This window comes from Marisediminicola sp. LYQ134 (genome assembly GCF_046599635.1).
Taxonomy (GTDB): Bacteria; Actinomycetota; Actinomycetes; order Actinomycetales; family Microbacteriaceae; genus Marisediminicola.
Map to the genome: position 1 here is coordinate 504,068 of NZ_JBKIWP010000001.1, position 25,682 is coordinate 529,749.

The 25,682-nt window shown below is 68.7% G+C and carries 22 protein-coding genes and 2 tRNA genes; 14 read left to right on the plus strand and 10 right to left on the minus strand.

The genetic code is table 11. From position 1 onward, the window contains the following. Positions 1-42 precede the first annotated feature (42 nt). From ACLHIH_RS02425 to ACLHIH_RS02435, 3 genes are all read right to left on the minus strand, one after another. A complete protein-coding gene (locus ACLHIH_RS02425) occupies positions 43-1,131 on the minus strand; it encodes a mechanosensitive ion channel family protein (protein WP_411315119.1) in 1,089 nt (362 codons plus the stop codon). After that, positions 1,128-3,695, minus strand: a complete 2,568-nt coding sequence (pepN, locus tag ACLHIH_RS02430) for an aminopeptidase N (RefSeq protein WP_411315120.1) — start codon at positions 3,693-3,695, stop codon at positions 1,128-1,130. Before pepN ends, ACLHIH_RS02425 begins: the two co-directional genes overlap by 4 nt. A 66-nt stretch (positions 3,696-3,761) precedes the next feature. Then, complete coding sequence (locus ACLHIH_RS02435; protein WP_411315121.1) at positions 3,762-4,565, minus strand: hypothetical protein; 804 nt, start codon at positions 4,563-4,565, stop codon at positions 3,762-3,764. A gap of 118 nt (positions 4,566-4,683) precedes the next feature. Between ACLHIH_RS02435 and ACLHIH_RS02440 the strand changes: the two genes are divergently transcribed. The 5 genes from ACLHIH_RS02440 (at position 4,684) to ACLHIH_RS02460 (ending at position 9,019) form a co-directional block, all read left to right on the plus strand. Next, positions 4,684-5,328 (plus strand): DsbA family protein, encoded by a 645-nt coding sequence (locus ACLHIH_RS02440; RefSeq protein WP_411315122.1) that lies wholly within the window; start codon positions 4,684-4,686, stop codon positions 5,326-5,328. Between the two features lie 102 nt (positions 5,329-5,430). After that, the gene (locus ACLHIH_RS02445; RefSeq protein WP_411315123.1) at positions 5,431-5,916 is read left to right on the plus strand and encodes a ribose-5-phosphate isomerase; all 486 of its coding nucleotides are present in this window, start codon (positions 5,431-5,433) and stop codon (positions 5,914-5,916) included. A gap of 4 nt (positions 5,917-5,920) precedes the next feature. After that, positions 5,921-6,895: an Fpg/Nei family DNA glycosylase gene (locus tag ACLHIH_RS02450; protein WP_411315124.1), complete on the plus strand. Its 975-nt coding sequence runs from the start codon at positions 5,921-5,923 to the stop codon at positions 6,893-6,895. A gap of 61 nt (positions 6,896-6,956) precedes the next feature. Further along, positions 6,957-7,568, plus strand: a complete 612-nt coding sequence (locus ACLHIH_RS02455) for an FMN-binding negative transcriptional regulator (RefSeq protein ID WP_411315125.1) — start codon at positions 6,957-6,959, stop codon at positions 7,566-7,568. Next, positions 7,565-9,019 (plus strand): amidohydrolase family protein, encoded by a 1,455-nt coding sequence (locus ACLHIH_RS02460; protein WP_411315126.1) that lies wholly within the window; start codon positions 7,565-7,567, stop codon positions 9,017-9,019. Before ACLHIH_RS02455 ends, ACLHIH_RS02460 begins: the two co-directional genes overlap by 4 nt. 16 nt (positions 9,020-9,035) lie before the next feature. Here the strand turns inward: ACLHIH_RS02460 and ACLHIH_RS02465 are convergent, their stop codons facing one another. The 4 genes from ACLHIH_RS02465 to ACLHIH_RS02480 all read right to left on the minus strand — a co-directional run bounded on the left by ACLHIH_RS02465 (position 9,036) and on the right by ACLHIH_RS02480 (position 15,807). Next, on the minus strand, positions 9,036-9,524 hold the full coding sequence (locus ACLHIH_RS02465) for a Dps family protein (RefSeq protein ID WP_411315127.1): 489 nt from the start codon (positions 9,522-9,524) through the stop codon (positions 9,036-9,038). 88 nt (positions 9,525-9,612) lie between these two features. Beyond that, positions 9,613-14,214, minus strand: a complete 4,602-nt coding sequence (locus ACLHIH_RS02470) for an SCO7613 C-terminal domain-containing membrane protein (protein ID WP_411315128.1) — start codon at positions 14,212-14,214, stop codon at positions 9,613-9,615. 160 nt (positions 14,215-14,374) lie between these two features. Beyond that, positions 14,375-15,091, minus strand: coding sequence for a class F sortase (locus tag ACLHIH_RS02475; protein ID WP_411315129.1), 717 nt, complete (start codon positions 15,089-15,091; stop codon positions 14,375-14,377). 2 nt (positions 15,092-15,093) lie between these two features. Beyond that, positions 15,094-15,807 carry a CHRD domain-containing protein gene (locus tag ACLHIH_RS02480; RefSeq protein WP_411315130.1) on the minus strand — a complete coding sequence of 238 codons (714 nt, stop codon included), beginning with the start codon at positions 15,805-15,807 and terminating at the stop codon, positions 15,094-15,096. A 216-nt stretch (positions 15,808-16,023) separates the two neighbouring features. On the opposite strand from ACLHIH_RS02480, the gene ACLHIH_RS02485 reads away from it, so the two are divergent. Next, entirely contained in the window at positions 16,024-16,722 is a 699-nt protein-coding gene (locus tag ACLHIH_RS02485) for an RNA polymerase sigma factor (RefSeq protein WP_411315131.1), read from the plus strand. Next, positions 16,719-17,450 carry a hypothetical protein gene (locus ACLHIH_RS02490; protein WP_411315132.1) on the plus strand — a complete coding sequence of 244 codons (732 nt, stop codon included), beginning with the start codon at positions 16,719-16,721 and terminating at the stop codon, positions 17,448-17,450. The genes ACLHIH_RS02485 and ACLHIH_RS02490 overlap by 4 nt, the downstream gene beginning before the upstream one ends. 23 nt (positions 17,451-17,473) lie before the next feature. On the opposite strand, the gene ACLHIH_RS02495 is transcribed toward ACLHIH_RS02490, so the two are convergent. Then, complete coding sequence (locus ACLHIH_RS02495; RefSeq protein WP_411315133.1) at positions 17,474-17,653, minus strand: DUF2510 domain-containing protein; 180 nt, start codon at positions 17,651-17,653, stop codon at positions 17,474-17,476. Between the two features lie 189 nt (positions 17,654-17,842). Next, a tRNA-Gly gene (locus ACLHIH_RS02500) sits at positions 17,843-17,913 on the minus strand. 158 nt (positions 17,914-18,071) lie between these two features. On the opposite strand from ACLHIH_RS02500, the gene ACLHIH_RS02505 reads away from it, so the two are divergent. The 4 genes from ACLHIH_RS02505 (at position 18,072) to ACLHIH_RS02520 (ending at position 21,153) form a co-directional block, all read left to right on the plus strand. Continuing rightward, a tRNA-Pro gene (locus tag ACLHIH_RS02505) sits at positions 18,072-18,145 on the plus strand. Positions 18,146-18,239: 94 nt separating this feature from the next. Beyond that, the gene (gene tig / locus ACLHIH_RS02510; protein ID WP_411315134.1) at positions 18,240-19,619 is read left to right on the plus strand and encodes a trigger factor; all 1,380 of its coding nucleotides are present in this window, start codon (positions 18,240-18,242) and stop codon (positions 19,617-19,619) included. Positions 19,620-19,789: 170 nt separating this feature from the next. After that, positions 19,790-20,470: an ATP-dependent Clp protease proteolytic subunit gene (locus ACLHIH_RS02515; RefSeq protein ID WP_411315135.1), complete on the plus strand. Its 681-nt coding sequence runs from the start codon at positions 19,790-19,792 to the stop codon at positions 20,468-20,470. Between the two features lie 14 nt (positions 20,471-20,484). Beyond that, positions 20,485-21,153, plus strand: a complete 669-nt coding sequence (locus ACLHIH_RS02520) for an ATP-dependent Clp protease proteolytic subunit (RefSeq protein WP_411315136.1) — start codon at positions 20,485-20,487, stop codon at positions 21,151-21,153. 76 nt (positions 21,154-21,229) lie between these two features. Here ACLHIH_RS02520 and ACLHIH_RS02525 read toward each other — a convergent pair whose 3' ends face one another. After that, positions 21,230-21,943: a copper resistance protein CopC gene (locus ACLHIH_RS02525; protein ID WP_411315137.1), complete on the minus strand. Its 714-nt coding sequence runs from the start codon at positions 21,941-21,943 to the stop codon at positions 21,230-21,232. A gap of 245 nt (positions 21,944-22,188) precedes the next feature. On the opposite strand from ACLHIH_RS02525, the gene clpX reads away from it, so the two are divergent. The 3 genes from clpX to ACLHIH_RS02540 are packed head-to-tail and all read left to right on the plus strand — an operon-like array spanning position 22,189 to position 25,674. Then, positions 22,189-23,466, plus strand: coding sequence for an ATP-dependent Clp protease ATP-binding subunit ClpX (clpX, locus tag ACLHIH_RS02530; RefSeq protein ID WP_411315138.1), 1,278 nt, complete (start codon positions 22,189-22,191; stop codon positions 23,464-23,466). A gap of 13 nt (positions 23,467-23,479) precedes the next feature. Next, positions 23,480-24,664 (plus strand): benzoate/H(+) symporter BenE family transporter, encoded by a 1,185-nt coding sequence (locus tag ACLHIH_RS02535; RefSeq protein ID WP_411316293.1) that lies wholly within the window; start codon positions 23,480-23,482, stop codon positions 24,662-24,664. Further along, on the plus strand, positions 24,661-25,674 hold the full coding sequence (locus ACLHIH_RS02540; RefSeq protein WP_411315139.1) for an LLM class flavin-dependent oxidoreductase: 1,014 nt from the start codon (positions 24,661-24,663) through the stop codon (positions 25,672-25,674). Before ACLHIH_RS02535 ends, ACLHIH_RS02540 begins: the two co-directional genes overlap by 4 nt. Positions 25,675-25,682: the final 8 nt, after the last annotated feature.

Here is a 25,682-nt window from a genome sequence, read left to right on the forward strand (position 1 = left end):
GCACGCCGGCTGTCGGCGTGAGGGGAAGATCGCGAGGGTCGGTCACTGCTGCGGCTTTCGCGTCGGAGTCTTGCGCACGGGCTTGGTCGCCGGTTGCGGGTCGGGCGCGTCTGCGGTCTGCCGAGGGCTGCGGGACTCGGTGAGGGGTGCGCTCGGGGGCGAGTCGATGACCATGCGATTGAGGGCCGGGAGATCGACCCCGAGGTCGTCGAGACCGAGCTTGAGTCGCAATCGCAGCTCGCGCGCGACGTCCCACTGGTCGGCGGGCCGCACCTTGACGACGAGACGGATGACGAGGGCCTCGGCCGAGAGGGTTTCGATGCCCCAGATCTCGGGGGCTTCGAGCACCTTCTTGCGCCACTGAACACTCTCGGTCATCGTCACGGCCGTTTTCAGGAGCGACGCTTGCACGGCCGAGACATCGGAGTGATAGGGCGTCGGAACGTCGATGATCACGCGAGCCCAGCCCTGTGACTTGTTGCCGACGCGGAGGATCTCGCCGTTGCGCACGAACCACAGGGTGCCGTTGACATCGCGCACGGTCGTGACGCGGATGCCGACGGTCTCGACGGTGCCCGAGGCTTCTCCGAGATCAACGACGTCTCCGACGCCGACCTGGTCCTCGGCGACCATGAACAACCCGTTGAGCACGTCTTTGACGATGTTCTGAGCGCCGAAACCGAGGCCTGCACCGAGCGCGGCGGTGATGAGCGCGAACGAACCGATGATGTTCGGGTCGATCGCCGTGACGATGAGCAAAAGCGCGACGATGACGATGACGACCGTCACGACGTTGTTGAGCACCGTGCCGAGCGTGCGCGTGCGCTGCACGACGCGGACCGCCGCGAGCGGCGACGTCGTGAGCGCCTGGGTGTCGTCGACATTCTGACGCTTCTTCACCCCCGATACCACTTGCGTCACGACGCGACGGATCACGAAGTGGAGGATCACGCGCATGAGGATCGCGCCGACGATGATGCCGATGATGGTGATCGGCATCTGGAAGAGCTCGAGGAACTCTCCCACGCCCGCCCATAAAGCCGTCCAGTCGAACGGTTGGGTTTCGGGCTCGACGGCGCCGGCCACCGCGCTGCGCGCAGCGCCGCCGATCACGGAGACGACGTCTGTCATCCAGCATCCTTCGCTTGAACCACCAGGGCGCGTTCGACACCGGCGAGATTCTCGATCACGAGTCGTCGCAGTGCCGGCGTGTCGGGGTTCGCGTCGAGCCAGCCTTTCGTCGCGTCGCGCAGTTCCGCGCTCGCGAGGAGGGTCGGGTAGAGACCGACGACGATGGCCTCCGCGATCGCGTGCGAGCGCGAGTGCCACACCGTGGTGATGGTCGCGAAATAGCGCTCGACGAGAGCCTCGAACACGGCGGGGTCGTTGGCGTGCTGGAAGCCCACGGTCGTCTGCCGCACGATCGCGTTCGGCAGCTCGTCGGTGTCGACGAGAGAGGAGAAGGCGTCCGACTTGCCCTCGACGGTCGGAATGGCGGCGATCGCGCGAGCGGCGGCCTGCTGACCGTTCGCCGTGTTGTCGAAAGCGAGCGCGGCCTCGACGTCGAGTCGACCGGCGGCGCCGTTGAGCACGAGCGATTCGAGAAGCTCCCACGCGAGGTCGGTGTCGACGAGCAGCCCGTCGAGAGTCGCGGTGCCGTCACGCAGTGCCCGGATGGCCTCGACGTGTTCGGGCGTGCTCGCGATGTTGGCGAAGAACTTCACGAACTGGAACTGCGCATCCGAACCCGGGGTGGCGGCGCGCGCGAGCTCCCAGAGCCGGTCGCCGACGGTCGCGAGAGTCTGCACTCGCGCCTCGGGGGCGACATAGACGCGCGCGACGGTCGCGAGTTGGGTGAGGGTCGTGCGAATGGTCGTCGACTCGGTCTCGGTCTCGATGTTGCCGAGCACGAGGCGCACGTAGTCGCGTGCCGGTGTCTCACCGTCGCGCGTCGCATCCCACGCCGCGCCCCACACGATCGCGCGAGCGAGAGGGTCGGAGATCGACGAGAGGTGATCGATCGCGGTGGCGAGCGACACCTCGTCGAGTCTCACCTTCGCATAGGCGAGGTCGTCGTCGTTGAGCAGCACGAGAGCCGGGCGGGCGAGCCCCCCGAGTTCCGCGACCTCGGTGCGTTCGCCGTCGACATCCAGTTCGACACGGTGCGTGCGCTCGAGAGCGCCGGAGCCGTCGCTCGCGAAGTCGTAGAACCCCACGGCGAGCCGGTGCGGGCGGATGGTCGGATAGTCGTCGGGTGCGGACTGCGCGATCGCGAACGACGTGATGGTTCCGTCGTCGCCGACCTCGAGCTCGGTGCGGAGGGTGTTGACGCCCGCGGTTTCGAGCCAGAGCGCAGCCCACCCGGAGAGGTCGCGGCCGCTCGTGGTCTCGAGCTCGGCGAGGAGGTCACCCAGCTCGGTGTTGCCGTAGGCGTGCTTCTGGAAGTAGGCCGCGACGCCCGCGTAGAAGGCGTCGATCCCGACCCACGCGACGAGCTGCTTGAGAACCGAGCCGCCCTTGGCGTAGGTGATGCCGTCGAAGTTCACCTGCACGTCTTCGAGGTCGTTGATCGTCGCGAAGACGGGGTGGGTCGACGGCAGCTGGTCTTGGCGGTACGCCCAACTCTTCTCCATCGCCTGGAACGTCGTCCAGGCCTCGGTCCACTCGGTCGCCTCGGCGGTCGCGATCGTCGAGGCCCATTCGGCGAACGACTCGTTGAGCCACAGGTCGTTCCACCACTTCATGGTCACGAGGTCGCCGAACCACATGTGGGCGAGCTCGTGCAGGATCGTCACGACGCGGCGCTCGCGCACGGCATCGGTGACCTTGCTGCGGAACACGTAGGTCTCGGTGAAGGTCACGGCGCCCGCGTTCTCCATCGCGCCGGCGTTGAACTCCGGCACGAAGAGCTGGTCGTACTTCTCGAAGGGGTAGGGGTAGGCGAACTTCTCCTCGAAGTAGGCGAAGCCCTGGCGGGTCTTCTCGAAGATGTAGTCGGCATCGAGGTACTGGTGCAGAGACTTGCGCACGAACAGGCCGAGGGGGATCTCACGCCCGTCGCTGCTCACGAGCGAGCTGCGTGTGACCTCGTACGGCCCCGCGACGATCGCCGTGACGTAGCTCGAGAGCACGGGGGTGGGGGCGAATCGCCAGACCGCGGAGGCCACGGAACCGTCCTGCGTCGTGAGGGTCTCGGGCTCGGGGGTCGGGGAGTTGCTCACGACCTGCCACGTCGCGGGCGCCGTGACGGTGAAGGCGAACGTGGCCTTGAGGTCGGGCTGCTCGAAGACAGCGAAGACCCGGCGGGAATCCGGCACTTCGAACTGCGAGTAGAGATAGACCTCACCGTCGACGGGGTCGACGAAGCGGTGGAGGCCCTCTCCCGTGTTGGTGTATTCGGCATCGGAGACGACAGTGAGGGTGTTCTCGTCGTCGAGGTCGTCGAGCCGGATGCGAACCCCGTCGCTCACGACGGCCGGGTCGAGCTCTCGCCCGTTGAGGGTCACCGAGTGCACGGTGCGAGTGAGCGCATCGATGAAGGTCGAACCGCCGGCGGTGGCGGAGAACGAGACCGTCGTCGTGCTGCGGAAGGTCTCGGTGTCGGTCGTCAGATCGAGCGCGATGTCGTAGCTGCGCACATCCACGAGAGCTTTGCGTTCCTGGGCCTCGACTCGAGTGAGGTTCTCTCCTGGCACCGTGTTCTCCTTCGGGTAATCGACGGCATCGAGCCGCCCGACCACCCTAACGAACGGGAACCGGTGCTACGCGTGAGTCAGGAAGCCGTGCCAGACGGGCCTCTCCGACCCACGTGCGGGAGTGCCCGCGGATGACCCGGCGCTCTCCGGTCCCGCGGAATCGACGATCTCGCGGCACGCCGTGATCGTGTCCTCGAGCAGCAGTCGCAAGCGTGAGTCGGAATCGTCGACGCACGCTTCGGCTATCGATGCCACGGCGAGGCTGACCATGGCCCCGTACATGAAGTCGAACGATTGCGACGACCACGTTCTCGTCGCCGCGAGCTGAGCTCGAGCCCACGCGTCGGCGAGGGGCACGGCGGCGAGTGCGGAGCGCACGAGCTCGCGGATCGCGGTGGCCCCCGCGGGGTCGACTGCGGCGAGGCGCGCGTGCCCGCGGATGAGTCCGACGGCGAGGGCTCGCTGACGCGACTCGCTCGCGATCGCGAGTGCGGCGGCGCCGGCGCGCACGGCGACGTCGAGCTCGATCCGCTCGTAGGCGCGGGGGCCCGTGGTGACGACCCCGATCACACTGGGGATGAGGGGAGCGAGCTTCGACCGGTTGGAGTCGCGTGTCCAGTCGTTGACCAGGCGCGCGAGGCCGGCGAGAGCGGGGTGGGTGCACGCGGGATGGTCGCTGAACTTCTCTCCCGCGAGATACGACGCGAACTCCATGAAGCATGCGCCGCGCTTGGCGTTGCGATGACGGCCGCGGGAGAGTTCGGGAACGCCGTCGGGGGATTGCGGCGGGTGAGGGTGGGTGGCGCTGTTCCGACGCTCCGCGCGAGCAGAGGCGCTGAACACCGAGAAACCGTTCGAGAGAGCAGACATGTTGCCTCCAGTCGCACCAGAGATGATCCTCTCTTCAGTGTGCGCTCGGGCGAGCGAGATCACCAGACCCAAAACAGTCCGATCCAGCAGCTGTCGCGGGCGCGGATAGGCTGGATTCATGACCGATACGCTCCCCGCATCCGACACGACCATCGACGGGTCGGCGACCTCCGTCGAGTTCTGGTTCGACCCGTCGTGCCCCTGGGCTTGGATGACCTCCCGTTTCGTCGACGAGGTGTCGAAGCATCGCGACCTCAGGGTCACCTGGAACATCATGAGCCTCGCCGTGCTCAACGAGAACAACGACGTCGACGACGCTCACCACGAGGTGCACGTTCGTGGCCTCGCGTACACGCGCCTCGTGACCGCGGCGAAGGAGCTTCACGGGCAACCGATGGTGAAGAAGCTCTACGACGCTCTCGGACAGCAGATCCATCTCGAGGGCAAGAAGGACGCTCACGAGGTTGTACGCGTCGCGCTCGCGGCCGCAGGCCTCCCCGACGACTTCGCGGCCTACAGCGAGTCGGACGAGTTCGACGAGCAGATGCGCGCCTCCCACTTCGAGGGCATCGGTCGCGTGGGCCAGGATGTCGGCACTCCGGTCATGGCTGTCGACGGTGTCGCGTTCTTCGGGCCCGTGATGTCCCCCGCGCCCCGGGGAGAGGACGCTCTCCGCGTGTGGGACGGCGTCGTCGCCGTCGCCTCCTACGACGGCTTCTTCGAGCTCAAGCGGTCTCGCACGGTCGGCCCGATCTTCGACTGACCGACGAACCCCGAGGCTCACGGGGCCGGACCCCCTCGCGGCCGGATCCGCGGGCTCCATCCGATCACCGACCGATCACCCTCTTCGAGAAAGCGCCTGCTCATGCGCATCCACATCGCCACCGACCACGCCGGGCTCGACTTCAGCCGGCACCTCACCGCGCACCTCGAGAGCGCCGGTCACGAGGTCGTCGACCACGGACCGACCTCCTACGACCCCCTCGATGACTATCCGAGTTTCTGCATCAACGCGGCGAAAGCCGTCGTCGCGGATAGGGGGCACGGTGTCGAGGCACTCGGTGTCGTGTTCGGTGGCTCGGGCAACGGCGAGCAGATCGCGGCGAACAAGGTCGTCGGGGCGAGGGCGGCTCTCGTGTGGAACCTCTCGACAGCACGACTCGCGCGCGAACACAACGACGCGAACGTCATCTCCATCGGGGCCAGGCAGCACACGATCGACGAGGCGACGAGCTTCATCGACGCCTTCGTCGCGCAGCCGTTCACCCGCGAGGAACGGCACGTGCGCCGGATCGCCCAGCTCGCCGAATACGAGACCACCGGCCTCATCGCCGGTCGATCGGTCGACTGAGACCATGCCCGAGGGTCACTCCGTCCACCGGATCGCACGGCAGTTCTCCACCCACTTCGTGGGGAAGCGCGTGGCCGTCTCGTCACCGCAGGGTCGCTTCGCGTCGGATGCCGCGAGGCTCGACGGTCACGAGATCGTCGACTCGATCGCCGTCGGCAAGCAACTCTTCCTCGAATTCGACCACGACCTCTGGTTGCGGGTGCACCTCGGCATCTACGGAGCCTGGGACTTCGCCGCCGATTCTGCGGCCGAACTCGAGCTGCCTCGCCCGATCGCGCGCGGGGCGGCCGCGGCATCGCGTCGCGATATCGTCGACGCCGCGGGTGAGGACTCAGCCGCGAGCATCGGCGCTCCGCGCACGGCGAGGCTGCGCATGGCGGAGCAGGAGAATCTGACACCCGACGACGCGGCCTTCCCTCCCGACCCTGTCGGAGCGGTTCGCGTCCGGCTTCTCGCCGACGACATCGTCGCCGACCTGCGCGGGCCCACGGCGTGCGAGGTTCAGGAGCCCGATCAGGTTCGCGCTCAGATCGCCAAGCTCGGTCCCGACCCTCTCGTCGAGCCGGGCAAGAAGGGCGAGAACAGGTTCACGGAGGCCGTTCTCAAGAAGGGCACCCCGATCGGGTTGCTGCTCATGGACCAGTCGGTCGTGAGCGGGATCGGCAACGTCTATCGCGCCGAGATGCTGTTCCGCGCTCGGCTCGACCCGCATCGGCGAGGCAAGGACCTCGACGAGGCGGTCGTGCGCGCCCTCTGGCGCGACTGGACGAAACTGCTGAAGTCAGGAGTCGAGGTCGGCCAGATGATGACGATGGACGGCCTCTCGAAGAAGCAGTACGCCGCGGCTCTGCGCAGCCGCGCGGATCGCCACTGGGTCTACCACCGCGAGGGTCTCCCGTGCCGCGTGTGCGGCACACCCATCCGCATGGAGATGGCTGCGGGGCGCAAGCTCTACTGGTGCCCGACCGATCAGGTCTGACTCGCGCGCGAACGGCATCGGCGTGCACGCCGGGGTCTGCTCGATCCAGCAGAATGATCCGATGCGATACACACCCGCGTACCTCCTCGACGATCCCGCGGAGGTCAAACGCCTCATCCGTGAGAACCCGTGGGCGACGATCGTGTCGTCGACGGCCGCGGGCATCGTGGCATCCCACTATCCGATCATGCTCGACGAGTCCGTCGAGGGGATCAGCATCGTCAGTCATGTGGGGCGACCGGATGAACGTGCTCACGAGCTCGGCAAGCACGAGGTGCTCGTCATCGTGCAGGGCCCCCACGGCTACATCTCACCCGGGTGGTACGAGGGCGACGGATTCGTGCCGACCTGGAACCACGTGACCGCCCACTTGTGGGGCACCCCCGAGATCCTCGACGACGACGAGAACTTCTCGGTGCTGAGCGAGCTCGTCGACCACTTCGAGAAAGAGATGCCCGCGCCCGTGTCACTCGACGTCGACGAGATGCAGGCTCGCCGCATCGCGACCGGCACCGTCGGCATCCGTGTCGACGTGACGAGGTTCGACGCGAGGCTCAAGCTCAGCCAGGGGAAGTCACCCGAGGTCGCGGCCCGCATCATCGACGAGCTCGATCACGGAGACGCATATCGCAACCCCGGTCTCGCCGCCGAGATGCGCCGGGTGCACGAGTGAGTCTCGTCCTCCGCGATGTGCGCGTCGTCGGCGGTTCGACCGACCCCGTCGACGTGCTCCTCAAGCACGGGGTCGTCACCGACATCGGACCGGGTCTCACGGGAACGGCGGAGGTGTCGGCAGGCGGCCGGTGGATGATCCCGGGGCTCTGGGATGAGCACGTGCACGCGAGTCAAGCGGCTCTCACGCGCCGTCGGGTGGACGTGTCGCTCGCGGCATCCGCCGCCGACGCCGCAGCGATCATGGCGGCGGCACCCGCACCCGAGCACGGTCTGCCTCTCGTGGGCTACGGGTTCCGCGATTCACTCTGGCCGGACCTCGCTCACAGGGCCGTACTCGACGACGTTGTCGCGGGTTACCCCGTGGTGATCGTGAGCGCCGACCTGCACTGCTGCTGGCTCAACTCGGCGGCCCTCGCGCACTTCGGGCTCGATCGCGCCTCCGACGGGGTCTTGCGCGAAGAGGATGCCTTTCCGGTCACGAGCGCCGTTCAGAATGTGCCCGCGACCGTGCTCGACGGGTGGGTCGAGGCCGCGATGACCGAGGCCGCGGGGCGCGGGATCGTGGGGATCGTCGACCTCGAGATGCGCGGGGCCGTCGCCGACTGGTCTCGGAGGTTCGCGGCGGGCTTCCGCACGGTGAGGGTCGACGCGGGTGTCTACCCTGCGGAATTGGATGCCGCCCTCGCCGCCGGACTGCGCTCGGGCCTCGTGGTCGACGGTTCCGCCGGGCGATTGCGGGTCGGCCCGTTCAAAGTCATCACCGACGGTTCGCTCAACACCCGCACCGCCCTGTGCGTCGATGCGTACCCCGGATCGAGCGGAGCCCACGCCCACGGTCAGCTGACGGTCGAGACCGACCGACTCATCGACCTGCTCAGGCGGGCGACCGCGGGCGGATTCACCTCTGCTGTGCACGCGATCGGCGACGAGGCGAACAGACTCGCCCTCGACGCCTTCGAGGCCGCGGGATGCGGCGGGAGGATCGAGCACGCCCAACTCGTGCGCGACGCGGACTTCGACAGGTTCGCTCGGCTCGGAGTCGGTGCGAGCGTGCAACCCGAACACGCCATGGACGACCGCGAGGTCGCCGACGTCTTGTGGCATGGTCGCACCGATCGCGCGTTCGCCCTCCGCAGGCTCGTGGATGCCGGCGTCACGCTCGTTCTGGGCTCCGATGCTCCTGTCGCGCCCCTCGATCCGTGGGTGACGATCGCCGCCGCGACCTCCCGCTCGCGCGACGGCCTCGAGCCGTGGCATCCGGAGCAGCGCCTCTCGTTCGACGAGGCGCTCACGGCTTCGACGCGGGGACGCTCACGCGTCGAGGTCGGCGACGTCGGTGACCTCGTGCTCGTCGACATCGACCCGAGCACAGCGAAGACCGACGAGCTCCGATCGATGCCTGTCGCCGCGACGATGGTCGACGGTTACTTCACGCACTCCCGGTTGTGATGCGCGGGTAACGACGTCACGCGGTCGCGATGTGCGCGAAGAGGAACCAGCGGTCCTTCTCGAGGGCTCGTGCGATCTCGATGGCCACATCTTGGCTCACGGGGTCGAGGATGGCGAGTTCGTCGACCGCGGTGCGCACCGTCGTGAGGGCCGCGTCGATGTGACCGACCATCTCGGCGATCACCCGATCGGTCGACTGGAACCCCGCCGACAGGGTCGGGGTCGTCTTCTTGGTGGCGACGGTCGACACGCGCGCGTCGAGGGGGAGTCCGAGGGCGACGACCCGCTCCGCGGCGAGGTCGGCGTAATCCCGAGCGTGATCGACGACGGTGTCGAGCAACTCGTGAACAGCCTGGAAGTTGGCGCCGCGCACGTGCCAGTGGGCCTGTTTGCCGTCGACCGCGAGGGCGGTGAGGTCGACGACGACGGGGGCGAGGAACTGCGCCACGCCCGCGGTGATGTCGGGATCGATGGGGCTGTGGGACACAGAACTGATGTCGGTCATGGGCTGCTCCGTTTCGGTGACGTTGATGTCAATGTACGCCGATGGTTGTTCTGCGCAAGCAAGCTGAGGCAACGCTTATCCGCTGTTCTCAGCGCAGTTTCGCCACCGAGACCGCAGCCGATTTGAGGTTCGCGACGCGTTTCTCGTATCGCGCGGCGAGGGCCACGACGATGGCACCGCCGATCGTGAGCCAGAGGGGCCAGGGGAGCGCCGCGTATGCCGCCCTGATCTGCGGGGTGAAGGTCGCGATGGCGTGGATGAGAACGACGGCACTCGCGATCACGAACGGTGCCTGGAGCCGTCGTGAGACCCCCGCGATGAGCACGATGACGCTCACGACCCCCAGGGCGACGAGACGCCAGACGGGCCGATCGCCGAGGGTTGCGAGGAGGGAGGGCACGAGGAGGAGCGCGACGCCGGGGCCGAGCCACGGCCAACTGCGAGCGTCGGGGTCGCGCGCGAGACGGGTCGCACCCGACGCCATGAGGGCGACCGCGAGGGGGACGGTCACGACTTCGAGGGGATCGGCGGATCCGGCTGCGATGGCGAGACCCGCGATGGCGACGCCCGCGAGGATCGAGACGAGCGAGAGGACCGTCGACAACCGAGGCCCGGCGGCGAGGGCCGTCACGAGGTGCACCGCGCTCAGGAGCAGCACGACGAGGAGCGCCCGCACGACGGTGTCGGTGTGTGCGACGAGCGGCCATTCGACCGCGACGGATGCGACGAGCGTGACGAGGGCGAGGATGAGAGCGAAAACGCGTCGTCGCGGCTGTGCGGGGTCGGTGCGCTCTCGAGAGAGACCGTAGGCGGAGACGATCGCGACAGCGACGGCGGGGACGAGCCAGGCCTCGGGGGTGAACGAGCGGTCGAGCTCGGCCCCGATGAGTGCGTCGGATTCGACGATGGCCCGGCCGAGGGACACCACGACGACACCGAGGGCCGCGGCGATCGCGGCAGCGTCGAGGAAGGGCCGCGGCCGCCCGGTCGCCGTGGCGAGGCTCGCGGCGAGGAGAAGCGCAGCACTCGCGACGAAGACGACGACGGCACGCACGAGGGACCCGTCGCTCGCGACGATCGCGAGGGGCAGGATCGCGACGACGAGGCCCACGAGAGTCAGGGTCGGTGCCGCATCGAAGGCCGTCGCATCCGCTCCTCGCGGGTCGGCCGGGTGCTCGAGGTGCGCTCGAGCCGGCCGCTCGCGTTCGAGCAGAGCAGCGATGAGGAGCACTGCGCCCGCGACCGGGAGCGTGTAGGCCTCGACCGCGACGACGGACTCGTCGCCGAGCTTGAGCCACAGCCCCGCGACCGCCACGGCGAGTGCCGCCCAGCCGAGCTGGTGTCGTCGCGACCGCGATGCGAGCAGTCCGTCGGCGCTGACCGCGACCACGAGAAGCGCGATCGCGAGGAGCACGAGCACGAACCACGATGCTCCGTCGTAGTCGATGATCGCCACGAGTGCGGCGGGGGCGGCGACGAGCGCAGCACCGGTGTCGATCGCCCCTCGGGAGACCGGTGGGCGCGAGGTCGACGTCGATCGAGCCGACCAGGCGAGGGCGGCGACGGCGGTGATGAGCGCGGCGAGGGCGGGAATGATCGCGCTCGTCGCGCTCCCGGGGTCGACGACGTCGATGCTGCTCGCGAGCACGAGGAACACGACCGGGGCGAGAGCGACGGACGCCGCGACGCGTTCGACGCGGGCCGCCCTCGTTGTGCGCCGCGCGAGGAAGGCGGTGAGCGCGGCGAGCACCCCCACGTACACTGCGGCGACGACGAGCGGTGCCGCCATCCGATCTCCACTGACGCCGACGATCGAGAGCGCGGGCAACGTCGCTGTCAGGAGAGCGCACGCGAAGGCGACCCAGAAGATCGCCCGGCGATCGAGCGTCGAGAGCGCGAATCGTGCGGTCGGTGCGCGGGGTGGAAGAAGCGTGAGCGCGATAGCGGCGGCGGATGCGGCGAGCGCTGCGAGTGCGGCGTCGGCTCGCGCCGAACCCGTCGGCTCGATCGCGCGGACCACGTCTGTCGCGAGAGCGCCGACGGCGGAGAGCAGGAGCGCCGTGGCCGCCGCGACGAGAGCGGCAGACATGCTGGGAACGGTGCGGACGAGGGCGAGCATGAGGGCGGTCGCGGCACTGAGGGCGAGCACGATCCACGCGGTGCGCGCGTCGGCCCCGACCGTGTGCGCGAGAACTCCGAGAGCGACCGCTCCGACGCCGATGTGGCACGAGCGTGCGATCGTGCGAATGCGAGGGTCGTCGGGGGCGATGCGGAGGGAGGCGACGAGAGCGGCGGCCGCGACGAGAGTCGCGGCCCCCGCAGCGCTCGCACCGACGATGACGTCGGATGCGTCGGCGGCGGTCGTGATCGTCACCGTGGCGAGGAGCAGGGCTGGAGCGATGATCGCCCCGGAGAGAACGCGCTCGACGAAGGCCGACTCGAGGGTGCGCGCGAGAGCCCACGCGACGACGGCCGCGACGAGGGCCGCCGCGACGACCGCGTCGACCGCGGGAGGGACGAGCCGCGTCGTCCCGCCGAGCCACGCGGGGCTCAGCACGACCCCGGCACCCACGGCGACCGGCAGTCCGAGCCAGAATGCCGTGCGCCTCTCGAGAGTCTGCACCCGCCGAGATGGGAGCAGCGCGGCGAGCGTGACGAGAACGATGGCGGCGACGGAGCTGAACCGCGTGGCGTCTGTCGCGCGAGTGAGCGTCGGCACGTCGAGCGCCGAGGTGAGGTGGAGCGCCGTCGCTCCCGCGGAGGTGAGGAGCAGGAGGACCATCGTGCCCGTGGACAGGGCCGCGATCGTCGGCCGCGTCGGGGCGACTCCGCGCGCGGCGACCGCGAGAGCGACCGCGGCCGCGGCGACGACAGGCCAGGTTCCGAGGGCGAGCCACCCGGTTATCCACAGACAAACGGTCGACACCACGGCGATCGCGGCGAGAATGACGCGGTCGCGGGCGCGCACTCGTCTCCGGCCGGCGATCGCGACAGCGAGCGAGCCCGCGGCGAGCGCGAAGTAGGCCGCGAGGATGGCGGGAAGGGACTCGAGCAGGGGCACGGCGAGAGCGGCGACGGCGAGAGCGCCCCAGACGAGCGCGGCACCGCGGCGACGGTCGCCCGCGCGAGCGAGGCCGATCCACGCGCCGGCCACGAGCACGACGGCGGCACCGAGCGCTCCTAGCGAGGGGATGTCCCAGTGCGTCGGCTCGGTGACGGTCGCCGTCACGTCGACACTCCACGGTGCGGCGATCGCCCCGGCGAGAAGGCGGATCGAGGCGAACACGGCGAAGCCCACGGGCGCAGCGAAGAGCGCCGCAGTCGACACGACGGTCGACACGAGGGCCGCAGTCGTCGCACGGGCGTGCGCACCCGTGCGCGTGCGCCGCCACAGCACTTCGGCAGCGAGGGCGACCGCGAGCGCGGCGACGGGGGCGACCGACACGAGCAGGTCGTCGTGGGTGCTGTGTGCGACCGACGCGAATCCGAGCGTCGCGAGGTCGAGGCCGGCGACGACGGCGAAGACGGTGACGAGGGGATGCCACGGCGCTCCGGGCCGAGCCCCAGATGGCGAGTGTTCGTCGCGCGGGAGACGGAGGCGTGCGAGCACGAGGATGTGGACGACGGCGACGATCGCGACGAGAGCGAGCGAGACGGGCGCCGTGACGGCGTCGCCGGCGGAGCGCTCGCTCGAGAAGGCCGCGATGGAGGCGATGACGAGCGCGACGGCCGTCGTGACGAGGAGGATGGCCCGCTCGGGTGTGCCGTCGACGTCGGCGGTTCTCGCGCGGGGAACACGCCCGATCGTCGCGTGCAGGAGCCCCGCGACCGCAATCGCGAGGGCGACCACGGTCACGTGCATCGCTGTCGCGAGTCCATCGGTCACCGCGACCGCGAGCAGGCCGGCCCCGGGCCCCACGCCGATGTGCGCGGCGAGGCCGGGCACGCGCAAACCCGAGGTGTGGTGCCACACGGCGAAGAGACCGGAGGCGACGACGATCGTGATCCCCCAGAACAGGGCTCCTTCGACGGAGGCGGTGCCCGCGAGGTCGTTGGCTCGAACCGCGAAAGCGTCGAGATAGATGAGCACGACGGCGAACGTCGCGAGCCCCTCCGCCGTGGCGCCGAGTCTCTTCTTCAGGATGGTGGCCGCGACGATCGTCGCGATCGTGACCGTGCCGATGATGATCGACCTCGCGAGGAGCCCGTAGGTGACGAAGGCATAGACGAGGAAGGTGATCGCTCCGATGGAGAGCAGCGTTATCCCGATGCCGAGGAAGATCACCTGCACGCTCGAGGTGCGCGCGGGAGCCGGTCTCGACACCTCTCCTGCTGACACCGGAACGGCGGGCGGAGCGGAGGATGCCGTCACCGCACCGGGCACGGTCGACGGCGACGGGGCGGCCACGGTCTGTCGCGGCGGCGCTGCGGCAGCGGAAGCCGCCGAAGCCACCCCTGCGGCCGCGTCGGTCGCCGCCGCGACTCTCTGCCTCGCGGTGTCGGCTTGCTTCGCGGTGTCGGCGCGGATGTGCGAGATGAGCACGACGCGGTCGTCGAGGGCGCGGGCGGCCGCGAGAGATGCCTCGAGCAGTGTCGCCGCCGAGGGGTGGGCCACGTCGAGCCCGCAGCGCCCGCAGCGTGTCGATGTCAGGCTCGTGAAACAGGCCGGGCACTTCGTCGTGTCGCTCAAGTCTGCGGATCCGCGAGGCCATGAGGCCCCGCCGGGGGTTCCGGATGCGCGGGATGAAGGCGATGCGGCGTCGTCTGGCGGGGTCACGCCCTCAGGTTAGTCTCAGGTTCGCGCCGGTCCGGCGGTCACGTGACAGAAACTCGCGTGCGGGGCAGACCGACTACTCCGGGAGGACTCGAACCGCCGACACCACGAGGTTGTCGTCGTAGTGGCCGATCGTCGTGTCGAAGAATCCCGTGCATGTGATGAGGCGCACTTCGTCGTCGGCGACGGCTCCGAACACGTCGGTGGTCGGGAACTCCGCCTTCGCATAGTTCGCGGAGTCGTAGACCTCGTATTCGAAGTCCGTTCCGTCCACTCCCGTGAGGGTGAACCGGTCGCCGTTCTCGAGTTCACCGAGCCGCACGAACGCCGCGGGGCCCGAGGGGGAGTCGACGTGCGCGGCGACGACCGTCGGTCCGCGGCCACCGGGCTTCCCTCCTCCCGTGAACCAGCCGATGTCGTCGAAGTCGACGGGCACCTCGAGGGTTCCGTCGGCCTGAATGCCGAGGTCGATGAGAGCGGAGTCGACGCCGATGGTCGGGAGGGACACTCGAGCGGGGACGACACCGTCGCCGAGAGCAGGCTCGACCGTGGGCGACGTGTCGGCGGCGGCGTCGGGCGCGGGTGCTGACGGCTCCGGCGCGACCGACTCCGTCGGTGCCGACTGCGTCGGGGCGGGGGAGGACGGATCGGAGGTCGAGGGCGAGCACCCCGCGAGTGCCACCACGATGGCGACGCCCAGGATGCCGACGACGGACGAGCGTGTGGAGAGGGGCGCACGCCCGCGACCCCGACGACGCGAGGTCGTCGAGGCCGCGGTGCGTGCGCGTGTCATCGTCAGTTCGAGGCCGAAGCGCGACGACGCATGACGACCGTCGCCGCGGTTCCGAGCGCAGCGAGCGCGCCGAGGGCGATGAGGCCGGCGGGAGCGGAGTCATCTGCGGTGGCGAGTCCTCCGCCACCGGTCTGCACTCCGCCGACCGGAACCTGGCTCAGCTGTCCGCGCACGACTCCGGCGGGGAAGTCGACGGTGTGCGAGTCACCGGTGAATCCGGCGGGGTTCGCCTCGATCTGCGCGAGGGTGAAGCCCTCTCCCGTGTCGGCTCCGTCGGGTGCGACACCGGTCGTGAACGGGCCCTGCAGGCAGCCGGAGCTCGTGCGAGGGCCATCCCCGACAGGCTCGGGGTTGGGGAACGCGATGCGGGGCGGGCCGGACTCGCCGGCCGCAGCCTCGTGGATGTGCGTCGCGGTCTTCGCGGGGCTCTCGTAGTCACCGGTGACGCCCTCGAGGGTGATGTCGTAGCAGATGATCTCGAGGTCGGAGTTGATGCGGAAGTCGAAGGTGCCGGTCGCGCCCTCTTCACCGGGGGCGGCGTTGCCGTCGGTGTCGATGACCTCGCCCGGGGTCGCCATGACGGTGAACGCGCTCGTGAACGTCGCCGGCTCGGCGACCTCGGTCTCGGCGCTCGCGGGGGCGGCGACCGAGAGGACGGCGAACGCGGCAGCGGCCGCTGCCCCGCCGATGGTGACGGTTCGGGTGTTTCTCTTCATCGACATGGTGTGCCTTTCGAGTGGGTGGGCGCCGTCGTGCGCCCGATTACGAGGGGGTACGTCGAGGCCCGGGCATCCGTTCATCCGATTCGGAGAATCTTTTTCATCGGCGTCATTGCCTGCGTCATGGGAGAGCGGATGAACGAATCCGCCCGCTCCGACGTATCCCCTCGTACCGATCGACCCGGACCGGCTGACTTAGGGTGAGAGGGTCTTGTGACCGACGTGCAGAGCAGGAGTGTGATCACCCTGAGTGCTTCGGGTACCCCGTTCTGGAAGCATCGCTCCTCCCGTGCGACCGGCCGAGGGCTCGCCGCGGTGCCCCCCGCTGTCGAGTCGCCGGGTGCTGTCGAGTCGCCGGGTGCTGTCGAGTCGCGCAGCGCCGTTCCCACCACGCCTGCCGGTGTCGACTTCGACGTGTCGTCGGCCTACGACGAGCACGGTGCGAGCCTCTTCGGTTTCGCGATCAACGCGCTCGGCGACCGGGAGCTCGCCGAAGACTGCGTGCAGGAGACGTTTCTCAAGGCGTGGCGGGCTCGCGAGAGCTTCGACCCCGCGAAGGCATCGACACGTACCTGGCTCTTCGCGATCGCCCGCAACGTGATCATCGATTCGCGGCGGTCGCTGCAGCGGATGCCGAAGATCTCCGACAGTGCCGACCTCGCAGACCTGGCGGATGTCGGCACCGACGAGCTCGAGCGCCTGCGCGTGCTCGAGGCGCTCGCGAAGCTCAGCGCCGAGCACCGTCTCGCCGTCGTCGCGGTGCACCTTCACGGGGAGTCCTACGCCGAGCTCGCGGCGCGCACGGGCGTCGGAGCGACGACGCTGCGAACGCGGGCGTTCTACGGTTTGCGGGCGCTCCGCGAACACCTCGACACCGCCGACGATCCCCACAACGACAGGAGCCCCTCGTGACTCACGACGACGAACGCGCCCGGCTCGTCTCCGCCGCGATCGCGGGGGAGCTCACCGCCGACGATGAGCGCGCACTCGAGACGCTGCGTGCAGCCGATCCCGGTGTCGACGCGGAGATCGTCCGGCTGGCCGAGGCGGCCACACGTGTTCGGGCCCTCGGTGGATGGATCGAGCACGAGCCGTCGGTCGCCCTCGGCGACCGCATCACCGCCGCAGTGCGGGCGGACGGGGTGACACCGCTCTCGGCCGTCCCGCCGCTCACCGCCGAGACCCTGAGACGCCGGGTTCCGGGATCGCTGCGTCGCCGCGTGGTTCTCGTCGCCGCTGCCGCCGCGTGCATCGCCCTCGGCGCAGGCTCGGCTCTCGCAACCCAAGCGGTGATCGACGCGCCACCCACCGGCGGTCCGGGAACCCTCGGGGCGATCGAGACGGTCGATTTCGTCGGCGAACCCTCGGGCGTTCAGGTCGAGGGGAGCGTCGTCGCACACACGTGGGGCACGGAGACGGTGCTCGAGATCGACGGACTCGAGACCGACAGGTACGCGGTCGTGCTCGTCGCCACCGACGGAACCGAGTCGGAATCGGGCACCTTCCTCGGCAGCACCGCTCTCATCGAGTGCTCGATGAACGCCGCGGTCCTCCGCGAATCCGTCGAGCTCGTCGAGATCCGGGATGCGAGCGGCGAGACCGTGGCGACCGCCGAGCTCCCGGGAGTGCAGCCGAGCTGACGAACGGCGTGTGCGCCGAGCCGTCAGGCGGCGTCGGGGGAGTCGACGAACGACACCCGGAACTGCCGTGACACCTGGAGTTCGACGCTCGGCTCGTCGATCTGGTTGGTCCAGCTCGAGCCGTTCCACCAGCGCAACTGGGGGAGTCCGAGGGGGTCGGTGTACCAACCGGCGGGGGCGAGGGATGCGGGCGCTGAAGACATGGGTGTGCTCCGGGGGGTGGCCTGCCGCGGGGGCCTAGCGGGTGCGGCGTGTGCTGAACCGTGCAGCGAATCGGGGTGCGGTTGGGGGTGTACCCAGATTAGTCCTCACAAAGGAGGACACGGCAGTACCCCGAACGGGGGGGCGGTGATCGCAAGGCGGAGCACAGCTCTGACGTGATCGAACAGGAGAGGGGATGACGAGAATCGAACTCGCATCATCAGTTTGGAAGACTGAGGCTTTACCACTAAGCTACATCCCCGCAAAAATCAGCCGAAGCCGATGAGTGCGACCATCAGCCTAATACATTCCGCTGGCACCGCGCGTCGCCTCGCTCGGCTAGACTTGCCGAGGCCAAATTTCAGGTGACAGCTGATCGGAACCAGTCGGTGCTGCGTTGTGCACGATGGAACGCAGAACCGGGGCGTAGCTCAGCTTGGTAGAGCGCTCGGTTTGGGACCGAGAGGTCGCAGGTTCGAATCCTGTCGCCCCGACGCGGTGCCTCCGGCAACCCCACGAAGTCGAAAACCCACCCATCCAGTACGGCGAAGTCCAGTACCCAGTACGTCGAAAACAGGAGAATCCATCGTGAAGACCACGGTCGAGAAGCTGAACCCCACGCGCGTCAAGCTCACCATCGCGGTGACCCCCGAGGAGTTGAAGCCGAGCGTCGACCACGCTTACGGCCACATCGCCGAGTCGGTCAACATCCCCGGTTTCCGCAAGGGCAAGGTGCCGCCGCCCATCATCGACCAGCGCGTCGGGCGCGGCGAGGTGCTGCAGCATGCCGTGAGCGACGGTCTCGACAAGTTCTACCGCCAGGCCGTGAAAGAGGAGAAGGTGCGCCCCCTCGGTCGCCCCGAAGCCGACGTCACCGAGCTGCCCGACATCAAGGACTTCAGCGGTGACCTCGTCATCGTCGTCGAGGTCGACGTGCGCCCCGACTTCGAGCTCCCCGAGACCGACGGCCTCGAGCTCACGGTCGACGCGATCACCGTCGACGACGACGAGGTCGAGACCGAGCTCAACAACCTCCTCACGCGCTTCGGCACCCTCGTGACCGTCGACCGCCCGGCCAAGACCGGCGACTTCGCGCAGATCGACCTCGTCGCCATGATCGACGACACCGAGGTCGACACGGCGAGCGGCATCTCCTACGAGGTCGGCTCCGGCGACCTCATCGACGGCATCGACGAGGCACTCGACGCGCTCAGCGCCGGCGAGACCACGACCTTCGAGTCGAAGCTCCTCGGGGGCGACAACGAGGGCCAGACCGCACAGATCACCGTGACGCTCCTCGCCGTCAAGGAGCGCGAGCTCCCCGCGGCCGACGACGACTTCGCGCAGATCGCGAGCCAGTTCGACACGATCGACGAGCTCAAGGCAGACCTGCAGGAGCAGGTCTCGAAGTCGAAGGTCTTCGGCCAGGGCACCCAGGCGCGCGACCAGATCGTCGACCGCCTCCTCGAGAAGGTCGACATCCCCGTTCCCGCGAAGCTCGTCGAAGACGAGGTGCACCGTCACCTCGAGAACGAGAACCGCCTCGAAGACGACGAGCACCGCGCCGAGGTGACCGAAGCGAGCGAGAAGACGTTCCGCAGCCAGATCCTCCTCGACGCGATCGCCGAGAAGGAAGAGATCAAGGTGAGCCAGAACGAGCTCACGCAGTACCTCATCCAGGGCGCTGCGCAGTACAACATGGAGCCGGGCGAGTTCATCAAGATCCTCGACCAGAACGGCCAGATCCCCGGCATGATCGGGGAGGTCGCTCGCGGCAAGGCTCTCGCGACCGTGCTCAACAAGGCCAAGGTCGTGGATGCCGACGGCAACGCCGTCGACATCTCGTCGTTCACCGAGCCCGTAATGGTCGACGACGACAGCGCGATCATCTCGGCCGACGACGTCTCCGGCGGCGGAGACGACGACGAGGATCACGAGGGTCACGACCACGCCGGACACCAGCACTGATCGACCCCGAACTCCTGCTCGGCCCACGGCCCGTCGCGAAAGCGGCGGGCCGTTCGGCGTCTGTCGGGCGGGTGAGCCCGCGCGGGTATCTGCCCAGGGCGAACAGCCCGATGTGGCCGCGTTGTTCCCGATAGATTCGACACAAGCGATAACTGAAACGGAGCGCAACCATGGCCCAACCGGCATTGGTCTCGAGCATTTTCGACCAACTCCTCAAGGACCGCATCATCTGGCTCGGGTCAGAGGTGCGTGACGACAACGCCAACGAGATCTGCGCAAAGATCCTGCTGCTGGCAGCGGAGGATCCCGAACGCGACATCTTCCTCTACATCAACAGCCCCGGTGGTTCGATCACCGCGGGAATGGCGATCTACGACACGATGAAGTTCGTGCCGAACGACATCGTCACGGTGGGCATCGGCCTCGCCGCCTCGATGGGGCAGTTCCTGCTCTCGTCGGGCACCAAGGGCAAGCGATACATCACCCCGAACGCGCGTGTCCTCCTCCACCAGCCGTCCGGAGGCTTCGGTGGCACCTCGGCCGACATCCAGACCCAGGCCAAGGTCATCCTCGACATGAAGCAGAGGATGGCGGAACTGACCGCCGAGCAGGTCGGCAAGCCGATCGAGCAGATCCTCATCGACAACGACCGTGACAACTGGTTCACGGCGCAGGAAGCCCTCGAGTACGGCTTCGTCGATCACCTCCGCGAGTTCGCGTCCGACGTCATCGGCGGCGGCGGAACCGACGAGAGCGTCACCGAGAAGACGGTTTCGACCGAACCCGACGCGGGCCAGGGAACCGGCGACCTCCCAGAGCACTCGTCCGAGACTCCCGACAGCTCCAACTAAGGCAGAAAGACACCATGGACATCTCTTCCTTCGGCGGTAACGCAGGCCCCGTGGCCGAGTCCCGCTACATCCTCCCGACCTTCGAGGAGCGCACGGCCTACGGGTACAAGCGTCAAGACCCCTACGCGAAGCTCTTCGAAGACCGCATCGTGTTCCTCGGTGTGCAGGTCGACGACGCGTCGGCCGACGACGTCATGGCGCAGCTCCTCGTTCTCGAGAGCCAGGACCCCGACCGCGACATCGTCATGTACATCAACTCACCCGGCGGCTCGTTCACGGCCATGACGGCGATCTACGACACGATGCAGTACATCCGTCCGCAGATCCAGACGGTGTGCCTCGGTCAGGCGGCGTCGGCTGCCGCAGTGCTCCTCGCTGCGGGAACCCCCGGCAAGCGCCTCGCGCTGCCGAACGCGCGCATCCTCATCCACCAGCCCTCGACGGGCGACGCGGGCCGCGGCCAGGCGTCGGACATCGAGATCCAGGCGCAGGAGATCCTCCGCATGCGCACGTGGCTCGAGTCGACGCTCGCGCACCACTCGAACCGCAGCGTCGAGCAGGTCAACAAAGACATCGATCGCGACAAGATCCTCGGAGCGGATGCCGCCCTCGAGTACGGTCTCATCGACCAGGTGTTGACCTCGCGCAAGAACATCCAGGCGCCCGCCGCACTCGTGCAGTAGGTTCCACCGATAACGATGAAGCCCGCCGGGAGACCGGCGGGCTTCGTCGTGTGCGGGCTTCGTCGTATTGACGCGGTCAGTCGGTGTCGTCGCGGCGCGAGCCCGTGCGCTTCGCGCGGGCGAACTTCACGCCGAGCGTGACGAGGGCCGCGATCACGAGGGCGATGCCCCCGACCCACAGCACCGTCGAGAGGGAATCCGTCGCGGTCGTGGGCTCGGTGGGCTCGGCGCTCGGGTCGGCCGTGTCGTCGCCCGGCTGGTCGGCTGCCTCGTCGGTCGCGCCGTCGGGGGAGTCGCTGTCGTCCGGAGAGGCGGATGCGCTCGGCTCAGGTGCCGCAGCACCGCACACGGGCGGCTCGGCGCTGCCTTCGGTCGCGACCGAGGGGTCGCTCGGGTCCCACTCGAACTCGAAGGAGTCCGCGACGGGGTGGCCGTCGATCGACACGATCTGCCAGTCGACCGTGTAGTCCCCCGCGGGCCCGAGGGCTGCGGGCGTCGACATCGTCGGTCCATCGACGTCGACGCACCCGTCGCCGTAGAAGAGGCCGTCGGCGTCGGAGACCCTCAAGACGAAGGCGTCCGAGCCGTCGCCGAGGTCGAGCAGCAGGTCGTTCGTCGTGATGTCGAATCGCTCGGGCAGTTCGGTGAGCACGCTGTCGGCTTCGGGCGTCGACGACACGAGGTAGTTGTGGGCAGACGCCGGGGCGGCGAGGGTCGCGACACCGGCGAGGGTCGCGGCGCCGGCGACGAGCGCCGCGGTCGTGAGGCGAGTGCGAGTGGGCGACGGCATACGGATCCTTCGGTTCGGAGCCACTCCAGGGTAGGGGACGCGCGCGACCTCCGCCTGCACGCGTGCCGACCCCGCCCCGATCGCGCGCCTGGACCGGCGCCGTCGTGACGCGGGTTAACAATCGGGGTGGTTGCCCATGACTGTCGGTCGCACGGGTTAGGCTCGAATCAGTAGCACGTTTCGATACACGACGTAAGAATGTTCGGTCCACGCCGGGGTGACTGAACCAAGGGGAGGCCGGGCGCATGGCTCGAATCGGTGAGAGCGCAGATCTGCTCAAGTGTTCGTTCTGCGGCAAGAGCCAGAAGCAGGTGCAGCAGCTCATCGCTGGCCCCGGGGTCTACATCTGCGACGAGTGCGTCGAACTGTGCAACGAGATCATCGAGGAGCGTCTCGCCGAAGCCGGCGATGAGGTCGCGAGCGAGTTCGATCTCCCCAAGCCCCGCGAGATCTTCGACTTCCTCGAGGAATACGTCATCGGGCAGGAGCCCGCGAAACGCGCTCTTTCGGTCGCCGTCTACAACCACTACAAGCGCATCCGCGCCCGCAACACCATCACGTCGGCCGACACCCTCGTCGACGACGTCGAGATCGCGAAGTCGAACATCCTCCTCATCGGTCCGACCGGGTGCGGAAAGACCTACCTCGCGCAGACTCTCGCGAAGCGCCTCAACGTGCCGTTCGCGGTGGCCGACGCTACGGCGCTCACCGAGGCGGGCTACGTGGGCGAAGACGTCGAGAACATCCTGCTCAAGCTCATCCAGGCCGCCGACTACGACGTCAAGCGCGCCGAGACGGGCATCATCTACATCGACGAGATCGACAAGATCGCGCGCAAGGCCGAGAACCCGTCGATCACGAGGGATGTCTCGGGCGAGGGTGTGCAGCAAGCGCTCCTCAAGATCCTCGAGGGCACCGTCGCGTCTGTGCCCCCGCAGGGAGGGCGCAAGCATCCGCACCAGGAGTTCATCCAGGTCGACACGACCAACGTGCTCTTCATCGTCGCGGGAGCGTTCGCAGGGCTCGAAGACATCATCTCCAACCGGGCCGGAAAGAAGGGCATCGGTTTCGGTGCCCCTCTGCACAGCAAGGGCGACGACGTGAATCTCTTCGGCGAGGTCCTGCCGGAAGACCTCCACAAGTTCGGCCTCATCCCCGAGTTCATCGGGCGACTGCCCGTCGTCACGACCGTGACCCAACTCGATCAGGTGGCGCTCATGGCCATCCTCACCGAGCCGAAGAACGCCCTCGTTCGTCAGTATCAGCGCATGTTCGAGATCGACGGCGTCGAGCTCGAGTTCGATCGGGAGGCTCTCGAAGCCATCGCCGACCTCGCGGTGCTCCGCCAGACGGGCGCCCGCGGGCTCCGCGCCATCATGGAAGAGGTGCTCGGACCCATCATGTTCGAGGTCCCGTCGACGAGCGACGTCTCGCGGGTCATCGTGACGAGGGCGTCCGTGCTCGAGAACGCGGCTCCGACCATCGTACCGCGCGAAGCGGCGCGCACCGAGAAGTCCGCCTAGAGCCGGCTCGACCATAGTCCAGCCTGTCCTCGCCGGGATCGTCGGCTCCCTCACCGGATTCGCGAGTTCGTTCGCGATCGTCATCGCCGGGTTGACGGCGGTCGGGGCGACCGCCGAACAAGCGGCGTCCGGGCTCCTGATCCTGTGTGTCGCGCAGGGGCTCCTGTCGATCGTCTTCTCCCTCTGCTACCGCATCCCTCTCGCCTTCGCGTGGTCGACGCCCGGCGCCGCCCTGCTCGTCACCGCTCAATCGATCACGGGCGACTTCCGGGCCGCCGTGGGGGCCTTCATCGTGTGCGGCGTGCTCGTGGTCGTCGTCGGCGCGGTCCCCGTGCTCGGAAAGGCCCTGACCCGAATCCCACAGCCTCTCGCGAGCGGCATGCTCGCGGGCATCCTGTTCCCGCTCTGCCTCGCGCCCGTCGTCGCCGCCGTCGCGCTCCCCGCGCTCGCGCTGCCGACGATCGCGGCGTGGCTCGTCGTCTCCCGCTTCGCCCCCCGCTGGGCGGTACCTGCGGCCCTCGTGGTCACCGCCGTGACGGTCGCCCTGACCGCGCAGACCGACGGTGCCACGGCGACGCTCGTCTCGCCGAGCCTCGCGATCGTGGCTCCGGTCTTCGACCTCGCGGTCATCGCGAGCCTCGGCATCCCGCTCTTCATCGTGACGATGGCCGGTCAGAACGTGCCCGGGTTCGCCGTGCTCACGACGTTCGGCTACCGCGCACCCGCCCCATCCGTGCTCATGGCGACGGGGGTCGTGACCTCGGTGGGAGCATTCTTCGGCGGCCACGCCGTCAACCTCGCGGCCATCACCGCCGCGATCATGGCGGGACCGGACTCGCACCCCGACGCGTCGCGCCGCTGGGTCTCCGCTGTGGCGGGCGGCGTCTCGTCACTCGCCCTCGCCCTCACGGCCGGTTATGCGACGGCACTCGTTTCGGCGTCTCCTCCCGCGCTCATCAATGCGGTCGCCGGACTCGCGCTGCTCGGCGCCTTCACCGCGGCGATCGTGAGCGCGCTCGACGTGCCGGAGCACCGGCTCGCCGCCCTCGTGACCTTTCTCGTGGTCACGAGCGGCGTTGTCATCGGCGGTGTCGGCTCGGCGCTGTGGGGGCTCCTCGCGGGTGCCGTCGTCATGCTGTGGCTGCGCAAGCGCCCGGGCGGAATGTCCGACCGGGGTTCGTGGTTGAGACGGCGATGACTTCTTCGCCTCTTCCTCCGCTGTCCGTGCTCGACCTCGCCTCGATCGGTGAGGGGATGACCCACACCGACGCTCTCGCCCAGACCATCGAGACGGCGAAGCTCGCCGACGAGCTCGGCTACGGCCGATTCTGGGTCGCGGAACACCATGGAATGGATGCGGTCGCGAGCTCGGCTCCCGCGGTCCTCATCGCCGCGATCGCGGCGGCCACGACGCGCATCCGCGTCGGCTCGGGCGGCGTCATGCTGCCCAACCACTCGTCGCTCGTGATCGCCGAGCAGTTCGGTACCCTCGTCGCACTCCACGGGGACCGCATCGACCTCGGACTCGGGAGGGCCCCCGGCACTGATGGCCTCACGGCCCGACTGCTCCGCCGCAACGTCGGCGCCGAGACGGTCGACGACTTCCCCCAGCAGGTCGTCGAACTCCTCGCGTTCTTCGGCATCATCGCTCCGCTCGAGAGCGGGGTCGGGTCGACCGTCGTCGCGGTGCCCGGCCAGGGAGACGCGCCCCTCATGTGGCTGCTCGGATCGAGCGGGTACAGCGCGCAGCTCGCGGGCATGCTCGGACTGCCGTTCGCATTCGCCCACCACTTCGCCGGCGGGGTCGACACGGCGCGGGCTTTCGAGCTCTACCGCGAGCGCTTCGAACCGTCCGCGGTGCTCGACGCTCCTCTCGCGATGGTGAGCGTCTCGGCCATCGTCGCCGACGAGACCGCCCTCGCGCACCGCCTCGCGTTGCCGGGCAACCTCTGGGGTCTGCGACTGCGGTCGGGCGGGCGCCCGGGCCGGATGCCGAGTCTCGCCGAAGCCGAAGCCCACGAGTGGACGGACGCCGAGCTGGCCTTCGCGTCGGATCGCGACGCGCTGCAGGCGATCGGCACGAATGCCGAGGTGCGAGCACGCATCACCGAGCTCGCCGAGCAGACCGGCGCGAACGAGGTGCTCGTCGCGCCCGGCGGTCCCGACCTCGACACGAAGTTCCGCACCCTGCGCGATCTCGCCGCGTAGAGCTCCCG

Excerpts from the sequence above, each read along its gene's own strand:
- ACLHIH_RS02425 (WP_411315119.1), bottom strand. The coding sequence starts at position 1,131 with ATGACAGACGTCGTCTCCGTGATCGGCGGCGCTGCGCGCAGCGCGGTG.
- ACLHIH_RS02435 (WP_411315121.1), bottom strand. The coding sequence starts at position 4,565 with ATGTCTGCTCTCTCGAACGGTTTCTCGGTGTTCAGCGCCTCTGCTCGC.
- ACLHIH_RS02440 (WP_411315122.1), top strand. The coding sequence starts at position 4,684 with ATGACCGATACGCTCCCCGCATCCGACACGACCATCGACGGGTCGGCG.
- ACLHIH_RS02445 (WP_411315123.1), top strand. The coding sequence starts at position 5,431 with ATGCGCATCCACATCGCCACCGACCACGCCGGGCTCGACTTCAGCCGG.
- ACLHIH_RS02450 (WP_411315124.1), top strand. The coding sequence starts at position 5,921 with ATGCCCGAGGGTCACTCCGTCCACCGGATCGCACGGCAGTTCTCCACC.
- ACLHIH_RS02455 (WP_411315125.1), top strand. The coding sequence starts at position 6,957 with ATGCGATACACACCCGCGTACCTCCTCGACGATCCCGCGGAGGTCAAA.
- ACLHIH_RS02465 (WP_411315127.1), bottom strand. The coding sequence starts at position 9,524 with ATGACCGACATCAGTTCTGTGTCCCACAGCCCCATCGATCCCGACATC.
- ACLHIH_RS02475 (WP_411315129.1), bottom strand. The coding sequence starts at position 15,091 with ATGACACGCGCACGCACCGCGGCCTCGACGACCTCGCGTCGTCGGGGT.
- ACLHIH_RS02480 (WP_411315130.1), bottom strand. The coding sequence starts at position 15,807 with ATGAAGAGAAACACCCGAACCGTCACCATCGGCGGGGCAGCGGCCGCT.
- ACLHIH_RS02495 (WP_411315133.1), bottom strand. The coding sequence starts at position 17,653 with ATGTCTTCAGCGCCCGCATCCCTCGCCCCCGCCGGTTGGTACACCGAC.
- ACLHIH_RS02515 (WP_411315135.1), top strand. The coding sequence starts at position 19,790 with ATGGCCCAACCGGCATTGGTCTCGAGCATTTTCGACCAACTCCTCAAG.
- ACLHIH_RS02520 (WP_411315136.1), top strand. The coding sequence starts at position 20,485 with ATGGACATCTCTTCCTTCGGCGGTAACGCAGGCCCCGTGGCCGAGTCC.
- ACLHIH_RS02525 (WP_411315137.1), bottom strand. The coding sequence starts at position 21,943 with ATGCCGTCGCCCACTCGCACTCGCCTCACGACCGCGGCGCTCGTCGCC.
- clpX (WP_411315138.1), top strand. The coding sequence starts at position 22,189 with ATGGCTCGAATCGGTGAGAGCGCAGATCTGCTCAAGTGTTCGTTCTGC.
- ACLHIH_RS02540 (WP_411315139.1), top strand. The coding sequence starts at position 24,661 with ATGACTTCTTCGCCTCTTCCTCCGCTGTCCGTGCTCGACCTCGCCTCG.